Below are 22,079 nucleotides of genomic sequence, written 5' to 3'. Positions count from 1 at the left end.
CCATGCGCACGCTGCGGATGGCCCTGACCCTGCTTTGTCTGTCGGGCATCGCCCAGGCCGACTGCTGGCAGTTGGCAGCCAGTCGTTACCACGTCGATCCGCTCCTGTTGTACGCCATCGCCAGGGTCGAATCCGGTCTCAACCCGATGGCTCGCAACGTCAACAGCGATGGCAGCCAGGACATCGGCCTGATGCAGATCAACAGCCGTCACTTGCCGGCACTGGCGCGGTTCGGCATCACCGAACAGCACTTGATCACCCAGCCCTGCACCAGTGTCATGGTGGGTGCGTGGATTCTTGCCGGGTTTATCCGCGAGCAAGGTTATGGCTGGCAGGCTGTGGGCGCGTATAACGCCGGGGCCAAGCCGGACCGTGAAGCACGGCGCTCGCGCTATGCCCTGGCCGTGTGGCGCTACTACGGCGAGTTGCTGCAACAACGCCAGCAACTGGCCAGGCAAACCCCATGATCGACATCGACGCCCGCATCATTCGCGACGGCCATTTGCAGACGCTGCGTCTGCAAGCCCTCGATTTGCCCCAGGCACGCCAGCAATTACAGGCCGACGGCGCCCAGGTCATTTCGCTGAAGGCGCGCCGCGCGTTCACTCTGCCGAGTCGACGCGCCAGGTTTGCCCTCGGCCTGTTTATCCAGGAACTGGTGGTGCTGCTGGACGCCGGCCTGGTGCTGGTGGAAGCGGTGGAAACCCTGCGCGACAAGGCGCCAGCGGGCGTCAACCGCCAGGTCATGAGCGATCTTCTGGCCTCCATGTACGAAGGCAACTCGCTGTCCAGGGCGATGCAGCTCAGGCCGCAGACGTTTCCTTCACTGCTGATTGCCACCGTGGCGTCCTCCGAGCACAGCGGCCAATTGGCCGTGGCCTTGCGCCGTTACCATCATTTCGAAGCGCATTTGGAAACCGTCAAAAAGCGCGTCAGCGGCGCCCTGATGTACCCCTTGGTGGTGCTCAGCGTGGGCGCGTTGATCCTGCTGTTTTTGCTGTTCTTCGTGATTCCGCGCTTCGCCTCGGTATTCGATGCGGTCAGCGACCTGCCGGCCACCGCACGCTTCATGGTGTGGTGGGGGGCGCTGGTGGATGCGCGAGGCATGGAGTTACTGATCGGCCTGGCGCTGGCCATCGCGGCACTGGTCCTGATGTTTCGCAGCGCCGGGCTCAAGCGTCGCGCAGCGGGCCTGTTCTGGAAGATCCCCAGCCTGGGCGCCCAGCGCACGCTGTTTATCCTCGCGCGGTTTTATCGCACGGCCGGCATGTTGCTGATGGGCGGGATGCCGGTGGTTACGGCGGTGGAGCTGTCCGGTGCGTTGCTGCCCGTGGAACGCCAGGCGGACCTGCGCCAGGCCCTGAGCGACATCCAGGCCGGCCAGCCACTCTCCACCGCCCTGGCCCGCCATCAACTGACCACCGCTGTCGCCGAACGCCTGTTGCGGGTGGGTGAGCAAAGCGGCGAGCTGGCGGCCATGTGCGAACGGATCGCGCAGTTTCACGACGAGGCGCTGGAGCGGGCCATCGAGCTGTTCAGCAAGGTCTTCGAGCCGCTGTTGATGCTGGTCGTGGGCGGGTTGATCGGCTTGATCGTATTCATGCTGTACATGCCGATTTTCGAACTGGCAGGTTCCATCCAGGGGTAGCGCGATGAGCGAGCAGACACGGCAATGGCAAGCGCTTGCGACGCAACGGGGCATGAGCTTGTCCAACTACCTGTTGGAGGTGCTGGACAAGGCGCCCGACCAATTACCGACGATCGCCCAGCCCCTCGGCCTGCTCGCCATCGCCCCGGAACACCTCAATGAAGACTGGCGTTTCGATCTACTGGCGCTGCCCCAGGCACTGATCCATAACGTATTGCCTGTGGATAACCACGGCCAGCCGTGCCTGGTGCTGGGAGATCCTTTCACCTTGGCCAGCCGACACTGGCTGCAGTCCTCCAAGACCTTGCGCCAACTGCCCCTGGCCATGAGCCTGCCCGGCGCGGTCAAGGCCCAGTTGACCACGGCCGAAGCCAGCCAACGGGTGATGCAGCCCTTTGGCGACGACGCTGAAAGCGCCCTCGTCGGCCAGTCCGCCCAGGAAATATCCCTGAGCAGCATCGCTCGCGACGACAACCCGGTGGTGCGCCTGGTCAACTCCATGCTGTTCGATGCGCTGCAAAGTCGCGCCAGCGACATCCATGTGGAAACCACACCGCAGGGTCTGGTGATCAAGTACCGCATCGACGGCGTGTTGCAGCAGATGGGCCAAGCCGGCGGCATGGACATGGCCGAGCAGGCGCTGTCGCGGATCAAGGTGTTGTCGGAGCTGGACATCGGCGAGCGACGGGTGCCCCAGGACGGACGTTTCAAGATGAAAATCCAGGGCCGCGAGGTGGATTTTCGCGTGTCGATCATGCCCAGCATCCACGGTGAAGATGCGGTGTTGCGGATTCTCGACAAATCCCAGCGCGGCGAGTCGCTGAGCCTGGAAAACCTCGGCCTGGCCACCGACACCATTGCGCGCATCCGCGTACTCGCCAGCGAACCCTACGGCATGCTGCTGGTGACCGGCCCCACCGGCAGTGGCAAATCCACCACGCTGTACGCCGCGTTGTCGGAGACCAATACCGGCGAGAAAAAGATCATCACCATTGAAGACCCGGTGGAGTACGAACTGCCCGGCGTGCTGCAAATCCCGGTCAACGACAAGAAAGGTCTTACCTTCGCCCGTGGGCTGCGCTCGATCCTGCGCCACGATCCGGACACGATTCTGGTCGGGGAAATCCGCGACGGGGAAACGGCAGGCATTGCAGTGCAAGCCGCGTTGACCGGGCATCTGGTGCTGTCGTCGGTGCACGCCAACAGCGCGTTCAGCGTGCTGGAGCGCTTTACCTACATGGACGTGGACCCGGCCAGTTTTGTCGAAGCCCTCAACGGCGTGGTTGCCCAACGCCTGGTTCGGCGCATCTGCCCGGACTGCGGCGTAGACGCTACCCCCGATCCAGACATCGCCCACCTCGCCCAACTGCCCGAGACCCAGCTCAAACAAGGCCACTACCGCATAGGAAAAGGCTGCGAGGCCTGTCGCCACACCGGCTATCGCGGTCGGCTCGCGCTGGCCGAAGTGTTGACCCTGACCGACAGCATCAAGGAGGGCCTGCTCAACCGCAGTTCGGCCGCCACCTTGCGCGAACTGGCCCGTGAAGCCGGCCACGTATTTATCCGCGATATCGCCCTGGCCCATGCGGCCAAGGGCGAGACCACGCTCAAGGAGGTTCACCGTGTCATTTCCCTTTATTGAGCACGTGGTGGCGCTGCACAGTGCCAGCGCCGAATGGGCGGCTCGCCCACGCTGGCGCGGCGCACGTATCTGGCACGCGCAGCACACCGGCGAGCCATTGGCCGCTTGCGCCGCACTGCTGGAGCAGGCACCTCGGGGCCACGTGGGCTTTCTGGACCGGGCTACCGTGCTGCTGGGCTTTCCCCATGTGCACTACCTGATATTGCCGTGGCAAACCGGCCTGTACAGCGCAGGCGATTGGCAGGCATTTGCCGAAGCCACCTTCAGCCAACAGGTCGGCATCGACCCTGAGCATTGGCAGGTGCAAGCCGCCAACGGTCACTTCGGCCAGGCTTGTGTCGCGGTCGCGACCTCACGGGAGCTGCTGCAAGACCTGCGCGACCTGTTCAAGCTGCACCGCTTGCCCCTGGTCACCTGTATGCCGTTGCTGACCGCCGTGGCGCAGCAGTACTGGCGACAATTGCCCGACGACTGCGTACTGGCCGTGCCCGAAGCCGACAGCCTCAGTTGCCTCTACCGACAACAGGGCACAATCGAGCAGCTGTGCGTCATTGCCACCCAACCAGGCAGCACATTGAGCGACAACCTGTTCACCGCCGACCTGCTGGTCGAGCGGCACGCGCTGACCCCGCTGGTCGTCACCAATAACCCTGCGGACAATCGCCTGGGCCCCGTGCACCCCTGGCTGGAGGCATCGACAGCATGAGAACCAGGCTCGTCAGTGCCTGGCAACGGCTGCACGCCCGCCGTGCACCCGCCGTTGATTTCCAACACGCCACGGCGACGCTTCGGCCACTGGTGACTGCGCTTTGGCTGATGGTTGCGGTAATGATGTTCGGCCTCTGGCGACAGTGGCAACACATGGAGTACCAACAGCAAAAGACCGATGAACTGGAGCAACACTTTATCCAACTCACCCGCCGCCAGGAGCAGTTGATCCAGGCGGCCATTCGCTTGTCGCCCCAGCAGAAAAAACAGCTGGCAGCCTTCGCCCAACAGAAGGCCAGCCCCTTCGCCCTGATGGATGCCGTGGCCCAGGCCTGGTCGAAAGAAATCGCCCTGACCCGTGTCGAGGTCAACACCCAGGCCCAACTGATTCACCTGGATCTGGAAGCCAAGCAGTTGGGTGATGCGTTTCGCTTCGTGGACCGGCTCAAGGCCCGGCCAGGGGTACAGGTACATCTGCAACAAAGCGCGCTCAAACCCGATGATCCGCAGCACCCGGTGCAGGTCAAACTCAGCGTTGGATCAGGATAGCCAGCCATGGACACCCTCACTCGCTACCTGCCACGTCTGCGCTGGCAACTGATGCAGTGCCAACGGCGCCTGGGCTTCTGGGGCTTGCTGGCGTTGGGTGTGATGTTCACGACACTGGTGATCGAAGTGGCGGTGATTTACCCGGCAGGCGCTACCGACCGCATGCGTCGCCAGGAAATACAGGCCGGCATCGACGAGCAGCCACAGGAGGTGCAGGTCACCGAGCCGGTCGTGGTCGAGCGACTGCCCAGCGCAGACGACTTTGCCCCGCGCCTGGAAAAGCTGCTGGGCGTTCTCACTCAACGCGGCTTTATCATCAAACAAACCACGCTCGCCTACTCCGCCCCCGGCGACAGCGGGCTGCAACGCCTGGACGTGGACATTCCGCTTACCGGCCCGTACACCCTGCTGCGCGACGCCCTGACCGACGTCGCCAAAGAGCCGGCCGTGCGCATCGAGCACCTGACTCTGGAGCGCAAGGACATCACCAGCGGCATGCTGAATATCACTCTCAAGGTGAGCGTGCTGGGGGTGACGCAATGAAACTGTCGCCGTATTTGCGCGTGCTGTTAGTGCTGACCCTGATCGGCTGCGGCTGGCTGTTCTGGCAGGACAACGCAAACAGCCCCGACACCGCATCAACAGCGGTAATCCGCCCGCCGGTAGCCGCCTTGCCAGCGCCTGTTGTCGAAGCGGACACGCCCATGGTCGAAACGGTTGACCTGTTCCCCGCCCAAAGCTGGACACCCCCACCGCCCGTTGCCCCCGTCGACACTTCACCGCCCAAGCCGCCACCGCTGCCCTTCACCGTCAGCGCGCAGTGGCGCTATGAGAGCCAATCGAAAATCGTCGTGCTTCAGGGCAACGGCCGCCAGTACACGCTGTGCAACCGTTGTTCGGTACCCGGGCGCATCGTGCCCGGCAAGATGCTCGACGCGCACTACCGCCTGGACAAACTCACCGACACCGCTGTGGTGCTGACCTACATGCCGCTCAAGCATGCCAGCACTTTGCGGCTGGACACTCACTGACCGGAGCAGGACACGATCATGGCGATACGTACGTGGGTTCCCTTGAGCCTGGCCGTGGCCTTGCTCAGCGCCTGCCAGACTCAACGGGCGATCAAGGAGAGCGACGAGTTGCGCCAGAAGGGCGACATCATCCGCTCCGTCGAAGTGCTGCAAGCCGAAGCCAAACAAGCCCCCGACGACGTGCAATTGCGCACCGCCAACTACAGCAAGCTGGAGTTGCTGGTGGCGCAATACAGCCGCGAGGCCAGCACCGCGCTGATGCGCGGCGACGATGCCGCCGCCATCCGCGCCCTGGAAACCATCCTCAAGTACGACCCCAGTAACCTCGGCGCGCGCCAGGAAATCCAGAGCATCCAGGCGATGAAACAGCTGCGCCCGCAACTGGCACAAGCCTACGAACTGAAGCGCTCCAACCCCGTGGAAGCACTCAACCTGGTGCGCCGGATCATCGCGCAAAAGCCCAACTACCGAGAGGCCCTGGACTTTCGCAATGCCCTGACCCGTGAACTGGTGAGTGCCGACTACCTCAGCGCCGACCTCTCCGAGGCCATGCGCAAACCCCTGAGCCTGGAGTTCAGCGCCCAAAGCCTGACCACGATTTTCGAGACCATTGCGCGCCTGTCGGGGGTCAACTTCGTCATCGACAAGGACGTCAATCCCAGTGCCTCAGCGAGCATGACCGCGAGCCGAACCACCGCCGAAGACGCGCTGAACCTGCTGCTGACCACTCAAGGGCTGGACAAGAAAGTCCTCAACGCCAACACCATTCTGGTTTACCCCCGACGCCCGGACAAAGAACGGGAATATCGCGAGTTGGCCGTACGCACCTTCTACCTTAGCCATGGCGACCCCAAGGTCATCGCCGCCGAGATCAAGCAAGTGCTCAAGCCCAAGGAGGTATTGGTGGACGAACGCCTGAACGCGGTGATTGTGCGCGATGGCCTCGACACCCTGAGCGCGGTGGAAAAACTCGTGGAGGCCATTGATATCGCGCAGTCGGAAGTGACCATCGACATTCAGGTGCTGGAGGTCAGCCTGACCGACGAATTGAACCTGGGCATCCAGTACCCGGAAAGCATCGGCCTGTCCGTGGGCAACCTCGCCAACGTGCCTGCGGGGCTCGCGGGCATCCCGATCAGCGCGTTGCGTGGGATCAATGGCGACAATATCCTGCTCGATTCCGGCAGCACCTCGGCGCGCATCAATATGCTGCAGCGCAGCGGCAACACCGTGACCCTGGCCAACCCCAGGGTACGGGTGCGCAACCGCGAAGAAGCCCAGGTGAACATTGGCGACAAAATCCCCGTGGTCACCACCACCACGGCCAACCAGATCACCACCTCGTCGGTGTCTTACCAGGACGTGGGTTTGCAAATCACGGTCAAGCCCAACATCAGCCTGAGCGATGAGGTAAACCTGGAGTTGAACGTGGAAATGAGCCATATCACCAAGCGCATTCCCGGCTCGGAAAACGTACCGGCCACCTTCGAGCTGGGCTCACGCGCCACCAAGACCCTGCTGACCGCGCGCAACAATGAAACCCAGATCGTCTCGGGGCTGATCCGCACGGCGGATGTCGACGAAGGCTCGGGGCTGCCGTGGTTGAGCCAGATCCCGTGGATCGGCAAGAAGCTGTTTGGCACGAACCAGAATACCCAGCAGAAAACCGAGATCATCCTGCTGCTGACGCCGAGGATCGAACGCAACCTCGACCTGCCGATTTCCCAGATCAGCACCTTTCACAGCGGCACCGAGGCGCGCAGCTCTACACAAGGCATGATCCTGCGCGATACCACCGAGAAGATGATCCTCAAACCGATTGGCGGCGATCCCACACCGACGCTGCCACCGCCGATGCAGCAGCCGGATGCCACCTGGCAACCGCTGCCGCCACCGTTGCCGGAGTTGGTGCCCAAGCCGGCCCCAGCGCCCCCTTAATCTCAGAACCTTATGCAGATCAAAATGTGGGAGGGAGCTTGGTGGGTTAGCGCACCACGCCTTCTTCTATGAGCAACTTGAGAATCGCCTGGGCACCTTCTTCGGCGCTCACACCTTTGAGCACCTGCCCACCGCCACCACTGGCCTTCGCCGTCGCAGCCTTCATGCGGTCTGCCCCGCTCTTGGCCTTGATCACCTTGAGGCGCTTGGGCCGGGGCTTGGCCGGTTGCAGCGCCGCGTCGGTGAATAACAGGTCTTCTTCAATTTCGACCTCATGGGCCGCCAGTTCGCCGCGCTGCGCCGGGCCGTAGGCACTTTGCCGAGGCTTCGGCGCGGCGTTATCCACCGTCGCCAAAAACGGCAGGCGCACTTTCAGGCGCCGCCGCTGACCACGGGGCAAGGCTTGCAGCACATGGGCCACGCCGCCTTCGATGGACTCCACCTGAGCCAACCCGACAATCAGCGGCCAGCCCAGTTGCTCGGCGAGCAGGAACGGCAGCATCCCCGAGCCCTCACCGGTTTCGGCCTGGCTGCCGGTGAGCACCACCTGGGCACCGGCCTCGCGCAGGTAGTCACTGAGCACCGGCAAGGCGTCGGCGCCAGCCGGTTGTTCGAGCACATGCAGTTGCGGCAAACCCATGCCCAGGTAGCTGCGCAAGGTGGGTTCGGCGATGTTGCCGGCGTGCAGCACCTGCAATTTATCCCCAGCCATTTGCAGGCCGAGTTCAACGGCACGCGCATCCTGTTCGGCACGGCGCGGGCGCCCTGACGTGGGGTGGGCGCCGATGGATACCAGGCTGATTACATTCGTGGTCATAGTCATGTCCCTAAGCCGCATCGCGCTTGGCGCCGTTGCGGTAGGCCTCTACCGCATCGATCAACGCTTGCAGAATCGCGGCGCTCTCGCCAATCACCGACAGGTCGGCACGCTTGATCATGTCGCAACCCGGGTCGAGGTTGATCGCCACCACCTTGTCGCAGGCACCGATGCCTTGCAGGTGCTGGATCGCCCCGGAAATTCCCACGGCCACATACACCCGTGCGGTGACCCAAGTGCCGCTGGCGCCGACCTGGCGATCACGGGCCATGAAGCCGTCGTCCACCGCCACTCGCGACGCGCCTTCGGTGGCGCCCAGGGCAGCAGCGGTCTGGTGGAACAGGTTCCAATCCTTCACGCCGTTGCCGCCGGAGAAAATGAACTCCGCTTCGGCCATGGGAATCGCCGCCGGGTCCACCGCCACCGCGCCGAGGTCTTCGATACGCGGCAGGCTGCGGGCCAGGGTTGTGGATAACTCCACGGGCAAGACTTCATGGCGCGTGTCGCTGACCGGATCGGCACATTCGACGGCGGCGAGGATCAAGCGTGGCAGTGGCCGCGCCAAGTCTTGCTGGCCGGCACCGGCGCGGCCGATGCACTCGTCACCCTTGATCTGCCACACCCGCGTGGCCGGGCGTTCCTTGAGGCTGGCGGCAAAACGCCGACCCAGCTCACCCCCGCCACTGCGGCTGTCGGGCAGCAGCCAATGGCGTGGGTTGAACTGGTTATCCACAGCCCGCAAACCCTGCACGCGTTGCTCGGGTGAATAACCGTCGAACTCATGCCCCTCCAGCACCAGCAGTCGGTCGACACCGGCGGTGGCAAACGCGCTTTCCTTGTGCTCGCCAAACACCACCGCCAACACCGCGCCGTCGTTACCGGCAAGTTGTCGCGCCAGGCCGAGCAGGTCACGGTCGTGGCTGCTCAGGCGGCCGCCGACCATGTCCGGCACTACGTTGATGTAGAACGCAGGCTGCGGCACCTGATGCAGCGGCAATTGCACTTCCACCGCCGCCGTACGCTTGGCCGCGCCGCCCTGCTGGGCGCCGCTGCGGTCGATGCGCTTGATGCCGTTGGGGCCGATAAACCCGACGCCATGGACGTTTTTGCGGATAACGCCGTTCGGCCCCATCCAACTCTGTTGCACCGGCTGCATGGCCGCATGCAACGGGTGCAGACGGTTACGGGCGATCCATTCAGCCCGTGGGTCGCGGCGGATAATGTCGCTCATCAGTGCATCTCCGCAGACGTTTGTTGGACAGGACGTTTAGTCACTTTCGCCGGCGCAGTGTCTTCAAGCAACGCATCAGCCACCAGCTCGGCAATGTCCTTGATCAATGGCCGCGGCTCGACAACACCTTCAAGCATCGCCGTGCATTGCGGGCAACCAACTGCCACCAACTCGGCACCGGTCTCGCGGATATCGTCCATGCGCATATCCGGGATCCGTTGCTTGCCAGGAATGTCCGTGATCGGCGCCCCGCCGCCACCGCCGCAGCAGCGCGAACGGAAGCCCGAGCGTTGCATCTCCTTGACCTCGATCCCCAGCGCCCGCAGCACTTGGCGCGGCGCCTCGTATTCGCCGTTGTAGCGGCCCAGGTAGCACGGGTCGTGATAGGTCACGCTGTTGCCTTTGTGCTGGCCCAGGTTCAGCGCGCCGTCACCGATCAGCTCGGCCATGAAGGTGCTGTGGTGCTGCACGAGGTAGTTGCCGTTGAAGGCGCCGTATTCGTTTTTCAGCACATGGAAACTGTGGGGGTCGCAGGTGACGATGCGTTTGAAGCTGTACTTGGCCAAGGTCTGGATATTGCGCGTGGCCAGCAGTTGGAACGTCGCTTCATCGCCCAGGCGACGGGCGACGTCGCCGCTGTCGCGCTCTTCCAGGCCGAGCACGGCGAAGTCGACGTTGGCGGCTTTGAGCACTTTGACGAACGCACGCAGGGTGCGTTGGTTGCGCATGTCGAAGGCTCCGTCGCCGACCCAGAACAGCACGTCGGTGGTGCCCTTGTCACTGAGCAACGGCAGGTTCAGATCCGCCGCCCAGTTGAGGCGACCGCCCGGTGCAAAACCGCCAGGGTTGTCGGTGGCGATCAGGTTTTCCAGGACTTCGGCGCCTTTGTTCGGGGTGGCGCCTTTTTCCAGAGTGAGGTGGCGACGCATGTCAACGATGGCGTCCACGTGCTCGATCATCATCGGGCACTCTTCCACGCAAGCGCGGCAGGTGGTGCACGACCACAGGGTCTCGGCGTCCACCAGGCCGTTGACGATCGGTTGATGCGGGTTGCCACCGTGTTCGCCAATCGCCTTGCCCGGATACGGGCTGCCGGCGAACTTGGCATCGGTGCCACCGGCCAGGCCGACCACCATGTCCTGGATGAGTTTTTTCGGGTTCAGCGGCTGGCCGGCAGCGAAGGCCGGGCACGCCGCTTCGCACTTGCCGCACTGCACGCAGGCGTCGAAGCCGAGCAGTTGGTTCCAGGTGAAATCCTTGGGTTTCTCCACGCCCAACGGCGCGGATTTATCACTGAGGTCCAGCGGCTTCAAACCGGTGGAGCGACCACCACCAAAGCGTTCGGCGCGGCGGTGCCAGGCCAGGTGCAGGGCACCGGCGAAGGCGTGCTTCATCGGCCCGCCCCAGGTCATGCCGAAGAACATTTCGGACACGCCCCACAGCACACCCACGCTGAGCAACGCCGCGAGCAGCCAGCCACCGAAGTCGGCGGGCAGAATCCCGGCCACCGGCAGCGTCACCAGGAAGAAACTCACCGAGAACGCCATCAGGCTTTTCGGCAGGCGCATCCATGGGCCTTTGGACAGGCGTGCGGGCGGGTTGCGCCGACGCAGGTACATAAAGATGGCGCCGACAAACATCAACACCGAAGCCAGCAGCAAGGCATAGCCGAGGATGCGGTTTTGCAGGCCGAAGCCATGCACCAGAATCGCCAGCAGCGCCGACAGGACAAAGCCCAGCGCCGTGGCGACGTGGGTGTTGGCGATGTATTTATCGCGGGCGACCACGTGGTGCAGGTCGACCATATAGCGCTTGGGCATGGCCAACAGACCGCCGAGCAGGTCGACCTTGGAGGCACGGCCACGGCGCCACATGTTCACGCGGCGCAGCGCGCCGAGGACGGCGAGGCCCAGGGCGGCAAACAAGAGAATAGGCAGCAAGGTGTTCAACATGGTGAAGCTCCCACAGACCACACAGGTCTACTGTGAAACCGGCCTAAATGTGGGAGGGGGCTTGCCCCCGATAGCGGTGGGTCAGCTACAGCTGTATCAACTGACACTCCGCCATCGGGGGCAAGCCCCCTCCCACATTTGAAACCAATCCCACATTGGTTCGGTGTCGGGTCAGAAATCCTTGCACAAGCGCAGGGCGTCGTAGATCGCAGCGTGGGTATTGCGCTGCGCCACACAGTCACCGATGCGGAACAGCAAGTACCCCTCGCCCGCTTCGCTCAGGCACGGCTGCGGTTTGATCGCGAACAGCGCTTCAACGTCGATCTGGCCCTTGTTGCGCGAGCCTTCCTTGAGCCCGTAGTAGATGGCTTCGTCCGGACGCACGCCGTTCTCCACCACCACCTGGTCCACCACCCGCTCCTCTTTGGCGCCGGTGTATTCGTTCTCCAATACCGCCACCAGCTTGTCGCCTTCGCGGTAGACCTTTTCCAGCATCATGTCGCCGGTCATGATCACTTCTTTGGGGTACATGCTGCGGTAGTAGGTCGGGAACGACGTACCGCCAATCGCCACGCCTGGCTTGATGTCGTCGGTGACGATTTCCACCTGGCAGCCTTTGTCGGCCAAAAAGTCCGCCACCGACATGCCGGTGAATTCACAGATGGTGTCGTAGACCAGCACGTTCTTGCCCGGCGCGACTTTGCCGTCGAGCACGTCCCAACTGCTCACCACCAGGCCTTCGGCGGCGCCCCAGTGTTCGTTCTGCTCGATAAACGGATGCCCGCCGACCGCCAGCACCACCACGTCCGGACGCAGGTCCAGGATGGTCGCGGCATCGGCCGCCACACCCAGGCGCAGGTCGACTTTCAAGCGCGCCAGTTCCAACTGGAACCAGCGGGTGATGCCGGCGATCTGGTCGCGTTGCGGCGCCTTGGAAGCGGTGGTGATCTGCCCGCCGATAAACTCTTTTTTCTCCAAAAGGGTCACGTCGTGGCCACGTTCGGCAGCGACACGTGCAGCCTCCATACCGGCGGGACCGGCACCCACCACGACCACTTTGCGTTTCGGCCCGGTGGATTTCTCGATGATGTGCGGTACGCCCATGTATTCACGGGAGGTCGCGGCGTTCTGGATGCACAGCACATCCAGGCCCTGGTACTGGCGATCGATGCAGTAGTTGGCGCCGACGCACTGTTTGATCTGGTCGATCTGGCCCATCTTGATCTTGGCGATCAGGTGCGGGTCGGCGATGTGCGCACGGGTCATGCCGACCATGTCCACATAGCCGCCTTCCAGAATGCGCGTGGCCTGGTTCGGGTCCTTGATGTTCTGCGCGTGCAGTACCGGAACCTTGACCACTTCCTTGATGCCGGCCGCCAGGTGCAGGAACGGCTCCGGCGGGTAGCTCATGTTCGGGATCACGTTGGCCAGGGTGTTGTGGGTGTCGCAACCCGAGCCCACCACGCCGATGAAATCGAGCATGCCGGTGTCGTCGTAATACTTGGCGATCTGCTTCATGTCCTCGTGGGACAGGCCGTCCGGATGGAACTCGTCACCGCACAGGCGCATGCCCACGCAGAAGTCGTCACCGACCTCGGCACGCACGGCTTTGAGCACTTCCAGGCCAAACTTCATGCGGCCTTCAAAGGTGCCGCCCCATTCGTCGGTACGCTTGTTGACCCGTGGGCTCCAGAACTGGTCGATCATGTGCTGGTGCACGGCGGACAGTTCCACACCGTCCAGGCCACCGGCCTTGGCGCGTTTGGCGGCGCTGGCGTAGTTGCCGATCACGCGCCAGATCTCTTCCGGCTCGATGGTCTTGCAGGTTGCGCGGTGCACCGGCTCACGCACACCGGACGGCGACATCAGGGTCGGCCAGTTGAAGCCGTCCCAACGCGAGCGTCGGCCCATGTGGGTAATCTGGATCATGATCTTGGCGCCATGCTTGTGCATGGCATCGGCCAGGTTCTGGAAGTGCGGGATGATGCGGTCGGTGGACAGGTTCACCGAGCTCCACCATTCCTGGGGGCTGTCGATGGCAACCACCGAGGAACCGCCACAGATTGCCAGGCCGATACCGCCCTTGGCTTTCTCTTCGTAATACTTCACGTAGCGGTCAGTGGTCATGCCGCCGTCGGTGGCATACACCTCGGCGTGGGCGGTACTGAGCACGCGGTTGCGGATGGTCAGTTTGCCGATCTGGATCGGCTGGAACATTGCTTCGAAAGCCATGGCACGGTCCTCGGCTTACAGCGGCTTGACGGTGAACAAACCATCATCGTGGCCCTCTTCGGAGCCTCCGTAGACTTGTTCGGCGACGGTGCGGATCTTGCTGCCACGGGCCTCAAGAATCTGGTCCATGGCGCCGGCAAACCAGCCGGTGAACATGTAGTCCACCTTGCGCCCGACCTTGCCGTACACGTAGACGAACGCAGAGTGTTCCAGCTTGACGCTGGCGGTGCCTTTGTCGAGGTCGATGTCCTGGATCTTGAACAGGCCCCAGCCGCGTTGCGACAGGCGCTTCATGTAGTGCTCGAACACCGCGACGCCTTCCAGGCCGTGGCACTCGGCTTCTTTTTCACACCAGTGCCAGGCGGATTTGTAGCCGGCCTTGTAGAGGATCTCGGCGTAGGCGTCGGCGCCCAGCACTTCTTCGATGCCCATGTGGTTGTTGACGAAGAAATGGCGCGGCACGTACAGCATCGGCAGGGCGTCGGACGTCCAGACACCGGTTTCGCTGTCGACTTCGATTGGCAATTGCGGGGCGATTTTGGCCATGGAAACTTAACTCCAGAAAATTCTTAGGTGTGCCCTCGACGCGAACGGTCGAGGGAAAAATGCGGTGGCTTATTCGCCCCAGACGTCCTTGAGCACGTTGACCCAGTTCTCGCCCATGATCTTGCGCACCACGCGCTCGCTGTGGCCGCGCTTGAGCAGGGTTTCGGTGAGGTTGGGAAACTCGCCCACGGTGCGGATGCCCAGCGGGTTGATGATCTTGCCGAAGCTGGTCAGGCGGCGGGCGTAGCCCTTGTCATGGGTCAGCATTTCGAAGAAATCCTGGCCATGGCCCTGGGTAAAGTCGGTGCCGATGCCAATGGCGTCTTCGCCGACGATGTTCATGGTGTATTCGATGGCTTCGGCGTAATCGTCGATGGTCGAATCGATGCCCTTGGCGAGGAACGGCGCGAACATGGTCACGCCGACAAAGCCGCCGTGGTCGGCGATGAATTTCAGCTCTTCATCGGACTTGTTGCGCGGGTGCTCTTTCAGGCCGGACGGCAGGCAGTGGGAGTAGCACACCGGTTTTTTCGATTCGAGGATGACTTCTTCGGAGGTTTTGGAGCCGACGTGGGACAGGTCGCACATGATGCCGACGCGGTTCATCTCGCCAACGATCTCGCGACCAAAACCCGACAGGCCGCCGTCGCGCTCGTAGCAACCGGTGCCCACCAGGTTCTGGGTGTTGTAGCACATCTGCACCACACCGACGCCGAGCTGCTTGAAGATCTCGACGTAGCCGAGCTGGTCTTCAAATGCATGGGCGTTCTGGAAGCCGAAGATGATGCCGGTCTTGCCCAGTTCCTTGGCCTTGCGGATGTCGGCGGTGGTTTTCACCGGGATTACCAGGTCGCTGTTCTCGCGGATCAGGGTCTGGCTGGCGACGATGTTATTGATCGTGGCCTGGAAGCCTTCCCACACCGACACGGTGCAGTTGGCGGCGGTGAGGCCACCCTTGCGCATGTCCTCGAACAGCTCGCGGTTCCACTTGGCAATAATCAGCCCGTCGATAACGATGCTGTCGGCGTGAAGTTCGGCTGGGCTCATCAGGCTGTCCCCTTATTGGCAATTCATGCGCCGAATCGTCTGCCGGCGCTTTGGGGCCAGCATATGCCCAGGGGCAACCTGAGCCGGGTGCAAAAACGACAGGGGAATTGCCGAAAGCGTCAATCCGCGACAAAGGCTGTTAAGAGAGGTCTGACTGGCGGCTGTTATTTGTCTTACGCTTGAGCCAGAATTCCCGCATCACCTGATATGAGACGGCGCAATGAAATCGATTTTCCTGGCTTTGGCACTCATCGCAACCGGCGTCCACGCGGCCGAAGACACCGACAGCACGCCGTGCGATGGCATCGAAAGCGACACGCAAACCCTGGAATGCGCCACTTACAACAAAACCACCGCCGAACAATTGTTGAAAGACAACTATCAGGGCCTGCTCGAACGCATGGGCTCCACCTATGGCAGCGACAAAACCAAGCTGGCTGACATTACCGCCCGTCTGAAGGACGCCCAGCAGAAGTGGGAAAAGCTGCGTGACGCCGATTGTGCGGTGGATACCTTTCCTGCGGTGACTGGCACCAAAGCCTACGCGATTGCGCACAACGACTGCCTGGCGCGGATGAGTGATGAGCGGTCGGAGTTTTTGGAGTCGATTGGGCAGGAGTGAATGCCAACTCCCGCCGCCAACGTGCGGGAGCGGCGACGGATTCAAGCCATGAAAGGCGACTTGAACGGGCTGCGAACCAATTCTCGCGATGGAGAGTATTGATAGCCCAGCTTGGCGATATCCAACACCTGACGAATACTACGCTCACCCCACGGGTTGATCAGGTCCCCAACGTTGTGGCCCTCCGGACCGCAGCGCATCGGCGCGTAATGGGGCGCCCACTTGGGTTTATCCAGCTTCATTTGCGCTTGCCAGTCCGCCCATACCTTGTCGATAAAGCAATGATGGAGGAAGAACACCGGATCCTCCGGCGAGGTCATCGCCAACATATTGCCGCCGATCCAGAGATGCACGCGGTTATGCAACTGGGAGCCAGGCGTAGTCACTTGTGGATCGCCACGTTGAGTGACCCAGCCCTCCAAACGATTGCGAAACCCACGGGTATAGGGTCCTGAATCAAAAGGCGGCGTGTCATACAAGCTTTCACGCATGGCCATCTGCAGATCGGCCACTGTAGGAAGCGAGCCGACCCACTGACCAAACTGGCGCTTGAGGCCTTTGCCCGGCAAATCATCCTCGGGGTACTCAGGCACTTCCCATTGACCGCCGCTGTAGGCAAACGGCCCATCCTTGACCCGAAACTGATCGCTTGGATCGCCGTTTCCGCCCATCAAGTCCGTCCTCCAGACCGGTGATCCCGCAGGATTGGCCGCATCTTCGGTCCAGTCCCAATAAGGCAGCGCTACATCGGGACTGATACCGCGCAACTCAGCCTCAAGCTGCATAAGCATCTCTCGATGCCAGGGCAGGAAGGCCGGCCCGAGATGGGCCCCATTGCGGTAGTCGGGATCCTGGGGCTCATCGCAATGCACAGTCGGCACCATGACGCCGTGATGCCAGTGAACGTACTTGTCGTATTCACCGCGTCTCTTGAGTTCAAGCAAGCTATCAATAAACGACTTTTTCTCGCTATCACTCAGAGAGCGAATATTTTTCCTGATGATCATTGCGCAACTTCCTTCTCAGAAGGTCGAGGGGGTTGACTCTTTCAAACCAATCTATGCAGGACTTCCATCATTGGCTACTGTCAGAAATAACAGGTCGGAATGATCTTCTGACAGACGGTCATGGGTTGCGGTTTTTATTTGAGCCGATTTGGAGTTGGCTTTAGTCTTGAGGTGCGCGACCATCCGTCGCCTCTCCACCTATTGCCAGGCCATGACATGAAAACCTGCGGCATCGAAATCAAAGGCAGCGAAGCCATCATCGCCCTCGCCGCCCTGGACAACCAGGCGCTGACCCACGTCGCCCTGGCGACCAAGAAAATCGCCCTCGACGATGACGATGAAGCGGCCAACGTCAAAGCCTTCGCCGCTCAGGTGAAAGCGTTTGTGCAGGACAACGCCATCACTCGCATCGCGATCAAGAAGCGCAGCAAGAAGGGTGAATTCGCCGGCGGCCCGACGACGTTCAAGATTGAAGGGGTGTTTCAGTTGCTGGAGGGCGTGGAGGTGACCTTGCTGTCGCCGCAGACCGTTAATGCGCAGAACAAAAAGCACAATTTTGACCTGCCGGCGACGCTGAACAAGTATCAGCATGAGGCCTTCAAGACCGCGTGCTCCGCCTTGGTAAAAAAATAAGCCACACCACAATCCAATGTGGGAGGGGGCTTGCCCCCGATGGCAATGGATCAGTCAGCACATGTACTGCCTGACACACCGCTATCGGGGGCAAGCCCCCTCCCACATTGGATGTGTGTTGCTTTTAGTGGGGTGTATGGCGCTTGTGCAGCAGCCAATCCCCAAACGCCTTGTCTTCCAGGGCATACCCACCCCGGCTCGATTTCCACACCAATTCCTTGTCGCGCAGGGCATCGATACAGGCCTGAATCGTCTGGGTGCCCGGCACCACGTCGCTGCCCATGTCTTCCAGCGCCTTGCTGACCGCCGTCAGGGTGCTGTCGGTGAACGGGGCAAAGGGTTCGTTGTGTTGCGAACGCTCTACCATCACCGCCAGCACCGCACGCTGCGGGATGGTCAGCGCGTTCCAGGCGCTTTCGAATTCGGTCCATACACCTGCGCGCAGCAGTTCGGCGCGGCTGTGCAGCAGGTGGCCCAGGTTGCTCGCCGCGCCCAGCTCCAACGCGACTTCACCGATGATCGTGCGCAACATCTCGGGGCGACGGCCCACCAGCTCAAAAGCTTCATCAATATCCGCCGCGTTGAATTGGTTGGTCTTGGCCAGGTGCGCGTTGAGATGCACGGTGTAGGCCTGGGTGAATTCTTTGCCGAGCAACGGAAACGGCGTGATGCTGGAGCCGAAAAACGGCTGGCTTTTGCCCAACACCAGATGTGCCAGCTTGTCGCGATTGGAGCCGGTGAACACCAGATGCAACCCGCTGCCGTCTTCGTCACGACCTTGGTTGAGTTGGTCCCGGGCCGCTTTCAACGCGAACATGGCGTTGATGCCTGAATCGCTGGTCAAGGCGTGCTGCGCTTCATCAATCACCAGTACGACGGGTTTTTCCGCCGCGCGGTGGAGCAATTCCAACGCCTGGGTCAACGTGGCGCCTACAGGCAATTGCGGCTTGCTGAAATCCCAGGACAACGTCCGCAGAAAGCTGAGCTTCTCGATCCCGATGTTCTTGGCCAGTTTGCGAATGCCTTTTTCATAGGGAACCAGCGCGGCCGCTATGGCGCTGGCGATCAACTCGGCGGGATCCTTTTCCTTGTCGGCCCACAGATCCACATACACGGCCAGCCAACTGCGCAGCTGACACTCCGGGATGAGGTCTTCGCGCAAAAACGTACTTTTACCGGTGCGGCGCGGCGCGGCGAGAAACAGGCCAGAGGTGAAATCCTGAATCCCGGCCCCCACAAGACCATCGGCAATGCTGCGCGCCAGGGCGGGGCGGCGGAACACAAAGCCGCTGTGCTTGGACATGGTTTTATACTCAATTATGGAAAGGACTATAAATTATAGCTGTGAGTATAATTGACTATAATTGCCCGTTAAACCACCTCCCGTCGCCGATCCTCCCTTGGGCACTTCGCAAACCTTGCCCGATAGCTGCGAGTGAAGTACGACGGTGACTCAAACCCGCAGGCAATGCTCACCTCCAGCACGCTCATGTCGCTTTGACGTAAGAGCTGCCGGGCTTTTTCCAGGCGCAGGCCGAGGTAGAAGTTGCTTGGCGTGTCGTTCAGGTGCAGGCGGAATAGCCGCTCCAACTGGCGTCGGGTGACTTTGATCGCGTCGGCCAGGGCCAAGGTGCTCAGGGGCGGCTCGGTGTGCTGCTCCATCTCGCCGATCACGTGGACCAACTTTTTGTTGTTGATGCCGTAGCGCGTGGCGATCTGCATGCGCTGGTGGTCTTTGCGTGGGCGGATGCGGCCGAGCACGAATTGTTCGGAAACCTGAATGGCAAGCTCCGGGCCGTGGGCCTGGGCGATCAGGTCGAGCATCAGGTCGATGGACGCGGTGCCGCCGGCGCAGGTGATGCGGCGGCGGTCGATCTCGAACAGTTCCTGGGTCACGGTCAGGTGAGGATAGGACTCCTTGAACGCATCGATGGCTTCCCAGTGCAGGGTCAGGCGATGGCCTTCGAGCAGGCCGGCTTCGGCGAGGACGCAGGCGCCGGTGTCGATGGCGCCGAGGGTCACGCCGTCGTGGTCGAGGCGGCGCAGCCAGTGTTCCAGTGCGGGAGTGGCGAACTGCAACGGTTCGAAGCCGGCCACCACCAGTAAGGTCACGCCTTTTTTCAGCGGTTCCAGCGCGGCGTCGGCGTTGACCGACATGCCATTGCTCGCCAATACCGCGCCGCCATCGGCACTCAGCACATGCCAACGGTACAGCTCGCCACGAAAGCGGTTGGCCACCCGCAGCGGCTCCAGCGCAGAGATAAAGCCAATGGCCGAAAACCCCGGCATCAGCAAAAAGTAGAAATCCTGGGACATGGTGGCGCTCTCGTCGGACGGGCAGCGTGGCACTGTGATACTCCCGTTCCGGGGCGGATTCAAGGGGGCAGGTCGCTGCAGTGCAAGAGGTGGTCGCCGCCGTGCGTTTTGCCATCCCCTGGCTTGCGTAACTTGGCTGCACGGCGCACAAAGACGCCGGACCCCACAATAACGACCTGCCGAGGGATCCACCATGAATCGACTGATCAGCCGCTGCGTGCTTGCACTCAGCGCCAGCGCCATTTTGAGCACCAACGTAATGGCAGCGGATGCCGCTTCATGCCAGAACGTGCGCATGGGCGTGGTGAACTGGACGGACGTCATCGCCACCAGTGCCATGACCCAAGTACTGCTCGACGGCCTCGGCTACAAGACCAAACAGACCAGCGCCTCCCAGCAAATCATCTTCGCCGGCATCCGCGACCAGCGCCTGGATATGTTCCTGGGCTACTGGAACCCGCTGATGACCCAGACCATCACGCCGTTTGTCGACGCCAAGCAAGTCAAAGTCCTCGACAAAGCCAGCCTGGAAGATGCCCGCGCCACCCTTGCCGTGCCGACGTACCTGGCCGACAAGGGCCTGAAAACGTTCGCCGATATCGCCAGATTCGAAAAGGAACTGGGCGGCAAGATCTACGGGATCGAGCCGGGCTCGGGGGCTAACACCCAGATCAAGGCGATGATTGCCAAGAACCAGTTCGGCCTGGGCAAATTCCAACTGGTGGAGTCCAGTGAGGCCGGCATGCTCGCCGCTGTGGACCGCGCCGTGCGCCGCAAGGAAGCCGTGGTGTTCTTCGGCTGGGCGCCGCACCCGATGAACGTCAACGTGGCGATGACTTACCTCACCGGCAGCGATGACGCCCTCGGCCCGAACGAAGGCATGGCGACGGTGTGGACCGTGACCTCGCCGACCTACGCCGAACAGTGCCCCAACGTGCACAAGTTGCTGACCAACCTGACCTTCACCGCCGCCGACGAGAGCCGGATGATGCAGCCGTTGCTGGATCACAAGGACGCTATCGAGTCCGCCAAGCAGTGGCTCAAGGATCACCCCCAGGACCAGGCGCGCTGGCTGGAAGGCGTGACCACCTTCGACGGCAAACCGGCTGCAGCCAACCTGCAACTGACCAGCAAATAACCCGCTTTCCATCACCGTTTCGCAGCCCGCACAGGCTGCGAACGGTTTCACCACGCCTGCAAGGAACCGCCCCATGAACCACGACGTCATCATCACCTGCGCACTCACCGGTGCTGGCGACACGACCGCCAGAAGCCCACACGTGCCGGTCACCCCCAAACAGATCGCCGCCGCTGCGGTGGAAGCCGCCAAGGCCGGCGCCACCGTGGTGCATTGCCATGTGCGCGACCCCGAAACCGGTAAGTTCAGCCGCGACGTAGCGCTGTACCGCGAACTGATGGAGCGCATTCGCGAGGCCGACATCGACATCATCGTCAACCTCACCGCCGGCATGGGCGGCGACCTGGAGATCGGCGGCGGCGAGAACCCGATGGAGTTCGGTCCCAACACCGACCTGGTCGGCCCACTGACGCGCCTGGCCCACGTCGAAGCGTTGCTCCCGGAAATCTGCACCCTGGACTGCGGCACCCTGAACTTCGGCGACGGCGACACGATTTACGTGTCCACCCCGGCGCAACTGCGCGCCGGGGCCAAACGCATCCAGGAACTGGGCGTTAAGCCTGAACTGGAAATCTTCGACACCGGCCACCTGTGGTTCGCCAAGCAGATGATCAAGGAAGGCCTGCTCGACAACCCGCTGTTCCAACTGTGCCTGGGCATCCCATGGGGCGCGCCGGCCGATACCACCACCATGAAAGCCATGGTCGACAACTTGCCCGCCGACGCAGTGTGGGCCGGCTTCGGCATCGGCCGCATGCAAATGCCAATGGCGGCGCAGGCGGTGCTGCTGGGCGGCAATGTGCGAGTCGGCCTGGAAGACAACCTGTGGCTGGACAAGGGCGTGCTCGCCACCAACGGCCAGCTTGTGGAACGGGCGAGTGAAATCCTCAGCCGTCTGGGGGCACGGGTCATGAGCCCGGCCGAGGGCCGCGTGAAGATGGGCCTCACTAAACGCGGTTAAAAAATGTGGGAGGGGGCAAGCCACCTCCCACATGGGTTCTTCACATTATTCAGGAATGTCT

The 22,079-nt window shown here is 62.1% G+C and carries 21 protein-coding genes; 12 read left to right on the top strand and 9 right to left on the bottom strand.

Annotated features, from left to right (window positions below; genetic code table 11):
* Window positions 1-2 precede the first annotated feature (2 nt).
* Genes NDJ82_RS20320 through NDJ82_RS20285 form a run of 8 tightly spaced genes read left to right on the top strand, consistent with a single transcriptional unit; the run spans window position 3 to window position 7,516 of the window.
* Window positions 3-467 carry a transglycosylase SLT domain-containing protein gene (locus tag NDJ82_RS20320; RefSeq protein WP_250926170.1) on the top strand — a complete coding sequence of 155 codons (465 nt, stop codon included), beginning with the start codon at window positions 3-5 and terminating at the stop codon, window positions 465-467.
* Window positions 464-1,648 (top strand): type II secretion system F family protein, encoded by a 1,185-nt coding sequence (locus tag NDJ82_RS20315; RefSeq protein ID WP_112192619.1) that lies wholly within the window; start codon window positions 464-466, stop codon window positions 1,646-1,648. The genes NDJ82_RS20320 and NDJ82_RS20315 overlap by 4 nt, the downstream gene beginning before the upstream one ends.
* A gap of 4 nt (window positions 1,649-1,652) precedes the next feature.
* Window positions 1,653-3,290 carry a GspE/PulE family protein gene (locus NDJ82_RS20310; protein WP_250926169.1) on the top strand — a complete coding sequence of 546 codons (1,638 nt, stop codon included), beginning with the start codon at window positions 1,653-1,655 and terminating at the stop codon, window positions 3,288-3,290.
* Window positions 3,271-3,996 (top strand): hypothetical protein, encoded by a 726-nt coding sequence (locus NDJ82_RS20305; protein WP_250926168.1) that lies wholly within the window; start codon window positions 3,271-3,273, stop codon window positions 3,994-3,996. The genes NDJ82_RS20310 and NDJ82_RS20305 overlap by 20 nt, the downstream gene beginning before the upstream one ends.
* Window positions 3,993-4,547 carry a hypothetical protein gene (locus tag NDJ82_RS20300; protein ID WP_250926167.1) on the top strand — a complete coding sequence of 185 codons (555 nt, stop codon included), beginning with the start codon at window positions 3,993-3,995 and terminating at the stop codon, window positions 4,545-4,547. The genes NDJ82_RS20305 and NDJ82_RS20300 overlap by 4 nt, the downstream gene beginning before the upstream one ends.
* 6 nt (window positions 4,548-4,553) lie before the next feature.
* Window positions 4,554-5,090, top strand: coding sequence for a hypothetical protein (locus tag NDJ82_RS20295; protein ID WP_250926166.1), 537 nt, complete (start codon window positions 4,554-4,556; stop codon window positions 5,088-5,090).
* Complete coding sequence (locus tag NDJ82_RS20290; protein ID WP_250926165.1) at window positions 5,087-5,578, top strand: hypothetical protein; 492 nt, start codon at window positions 5,087-5,089, stop codon at window positions 5,576-5,578. The genes NDJ82_RS20295 and NDJ82_RS20290 overlap by 4 nt, the downstream gene beginning before the upstream one ends.
* Window positions 5,579-5,596: 18 nt before the next feature.
* Window positions 5,597-7,516, top strand: coding sequence for a secretin GspD/PilQ domain-containing protein (locus NDJ82_RS20285; protein ID WP_099585751.1), 1,920 nt, complete (start codon window positions 5,597-5,599; stop codon window positions 7,514-7,516).
* A 46-nt stretch (window positions 7,517-7,562) separates the two neighbouring features.
* Here NDJ82_RS20285 and etfB read toward each other — a convergent pair whose 3' ends face one another.
* The 6 genes from etfB to NDJ82_RS20255 form a co-directional block, all read right to left on the bottom strand.
* Window positions 7,563-8,333 (bottom strand): electron transfer flavoprotein subunit beta, encoded by a 771-nt coding sequence (gene etfB, locus NDJ82_RS20280; protein ID WP_112192626.1) that lies wholly within the window; start codon window positions 8,331-8,333, stop codon window positions 7,563-7,565.
* Between the two features lie 10 nt (window positions 8,334-8,343).
* Window positions 8,344-9,564: an electron transfer flavoprotein subunit alpha gene (etfA, locus tag NDJ82_RS20275; RefSeq protein ID WP_250926164.1), complete on the bottom strand. Its 1,221-nt coding sequence runs from the start codon at window positions 9,562-9,564 to the stop codon at window positions 8,344-8,346.
* Window positions 9,564-11,516, bottom strand: coding sequence for a dimethylglycine demethylation protein DgcB (gene dgcB, locus NDJ82_RS20270; RefSeq protein ID WP_250926163.1), 1,953 nt, complete (start codon window positions 11,514-11,516; stop codon window positions 9,564-9,566). The genes etfA and dgcB overlap by 1 nt, the downstream gene beginning before the upstream one ends.
* A 171-nt stretch (window positions 11,517-11,687) precedes the next feature.
* Window positions 11,688-13,748 carry a dimethylglycine demethylation protein DgcA gene (dgcA, locus tag NDJ82_RS20265; protein ID WP_099585755.1) on the bottom strand — a complete coding sequence of 687 codons (2,061 nt, stop codon included), beginning with the start codon at window positions 13,746-13,748 and terminating at the stop codon, window positions 11,688-11,690.
* Window positions 13,749-13,763: 15 nt separating this feature from the next.
* The gene (locus tag NDJ82_RS20260; RefSeq protein WP_005792152.1) at window positions 13,764-14,294 is read right to left on the bottom strand and encodes a DUF5943 domain-containing protein; all 531 of its coding nucleotides are present in this window, start codon (window positions 14,292-14,294) and stop codon (window positions 13,764-13,766) included.
* Between the two features lie 69 nt (window positions 14,295-14,363).
* The gene (locus NDJ82_RS20255; RefSeq protein ID WP_099585757.1) at window positions 14,364-15,341 is read right to left on the bottom strand and encodes a dipeptidase; all 978 of its coding nucleotides are present in this window, start codon (window positions 15,339-15,341) and stop codon (window positions 14,364-14,366) included.
* 220 nt (window positions 15,342-15,561) lie between these two features.
* On the opposite strand from NDJ82_RS20255, the gene NDJ82_RS20250 reads away from it, so the two are divergent.
* On the top strand, window positions 15,562-15,963 hold the full coding sequence (locus NDJ82_RS20250; RefSeq protein ID WP_099585758.1) for a lysozyme inhibitor LprI family protein: 402 nt from the start codon (window positions 15,562-15,564) through the stop codon (window positions 15,961-15,963).
* A 41-nt stretch (window positions 15,964-16,004) separates the two neighbouring features.
* Here the strand turns inward: NDJ82_RS20250 and NDJ82_RS20245 are convergent, their stop codons facing one another.
* Window positions 16,005-16,970: a tyrosinase family protein gene (locus tag NDJ82_RS20245; protein WP_099585759.1), complete on the bottom strand. Its 966-nt coding sequence runs from the start codon at window positions 16,968-16,970 to the stop codon at window positions 16,005-16,007.
* A 216-nt stretch (window positions 16,971-17,186) separates the two neighbouring features.
* Here NDJ82_RS20245 and NDJ82_RS20240 point away from each other — a divergent pair, with 216 nt between their 5' ends.
* On the top strand, window positions 17,187-17,603 hold the full coding sequence (locus NDJ82_RS20240) for a DUF3010 family protein (protein ID WP_250926162.1): 417 nt from the start codon (window positions 17,187-17,189) through the stop codon (window positions 17,601-17,603).
* A gap of 124 nt (window positions 17,604-17,727) precedes the next feature.
* On the opposite strand, the gene NDJ82_RS20235 is transcribed toward NDJ82_RS20240, so the two are convergent.
* Together NDJ82_RS20235 and NDJ82_RS20230 are read right to left on the bottom strand one after the other, a co-directional pair.
* On the bottom strand, window positions 17,728-18,906 hold the full coding sequence (locus NDJ82_RS20235; protein WP_250926161.1) for an AAA family ATPase: 1,179 nt from the start codon (window positions 18,904-18,906) through the stop codon (window positions 17,728-17,730).
* Window positions 18,907-18,974: 68 nt separating this feature from the next.
* Window positions 18,975-19,919, bottom strand: coding sequence for a GlxA family transcriptional regulator (locus NDJ82_RS20230; RefSeq protein WP_250926160.1), 945 nt, complete (start codon window positions 19,917-19,919; stop codon window positions 18,975-18,977).
* Window positions 19,920-20,112: 193 nt separating this feature from the next.
* Between NDJ82_RS20230 and NDJ82_RS20225 the strand changes: the two genes are divergently transcribed.
* Entirely contained in the window at window positions 20,113-21,057 is a 945-nt protein-coding gene (locus NDJ82_RS20225; RefSeq protein WP_099585763.1) for a choline ABC transporter substrate-binding protein, read from the top strand.
* Between the two features lie 73 nt (window positions 21,058-21,130).
* The gene (gene cdhC, locus NDJ82_RS20220; protein ID WP_099585764.1) at window positions 21,131-22,018 is read left to right on the top strand and encodes a 3-dehydrocarnitine:acetyl-CoA trimethylamine transferase CdhC; all 888 of its coding nucleotides are present in this window, start codon (window positions 21,131-21,133) and stop codon (window positions 22,016-22,018) included.
* The last annotated feature ends 61 nt before the right edge of the window (window positions 22,019-22,079 follow it).

Source organism: Pseudomonas sp. SR18, from assembly GCF_023701505.1.
GTDB lineage: Bacteria > Pseudomonadota > Gammaproteobacteria > Pseudomonadales > Pseudomonadaceae > Aquipseudomonas > Aquipseudomonas cyclaminis.
The sequence above is the reverse complement of the archived record's forward strand: the minus strand, read 5'-3'. Positions and strand labels throughout refer to the sequence as shown.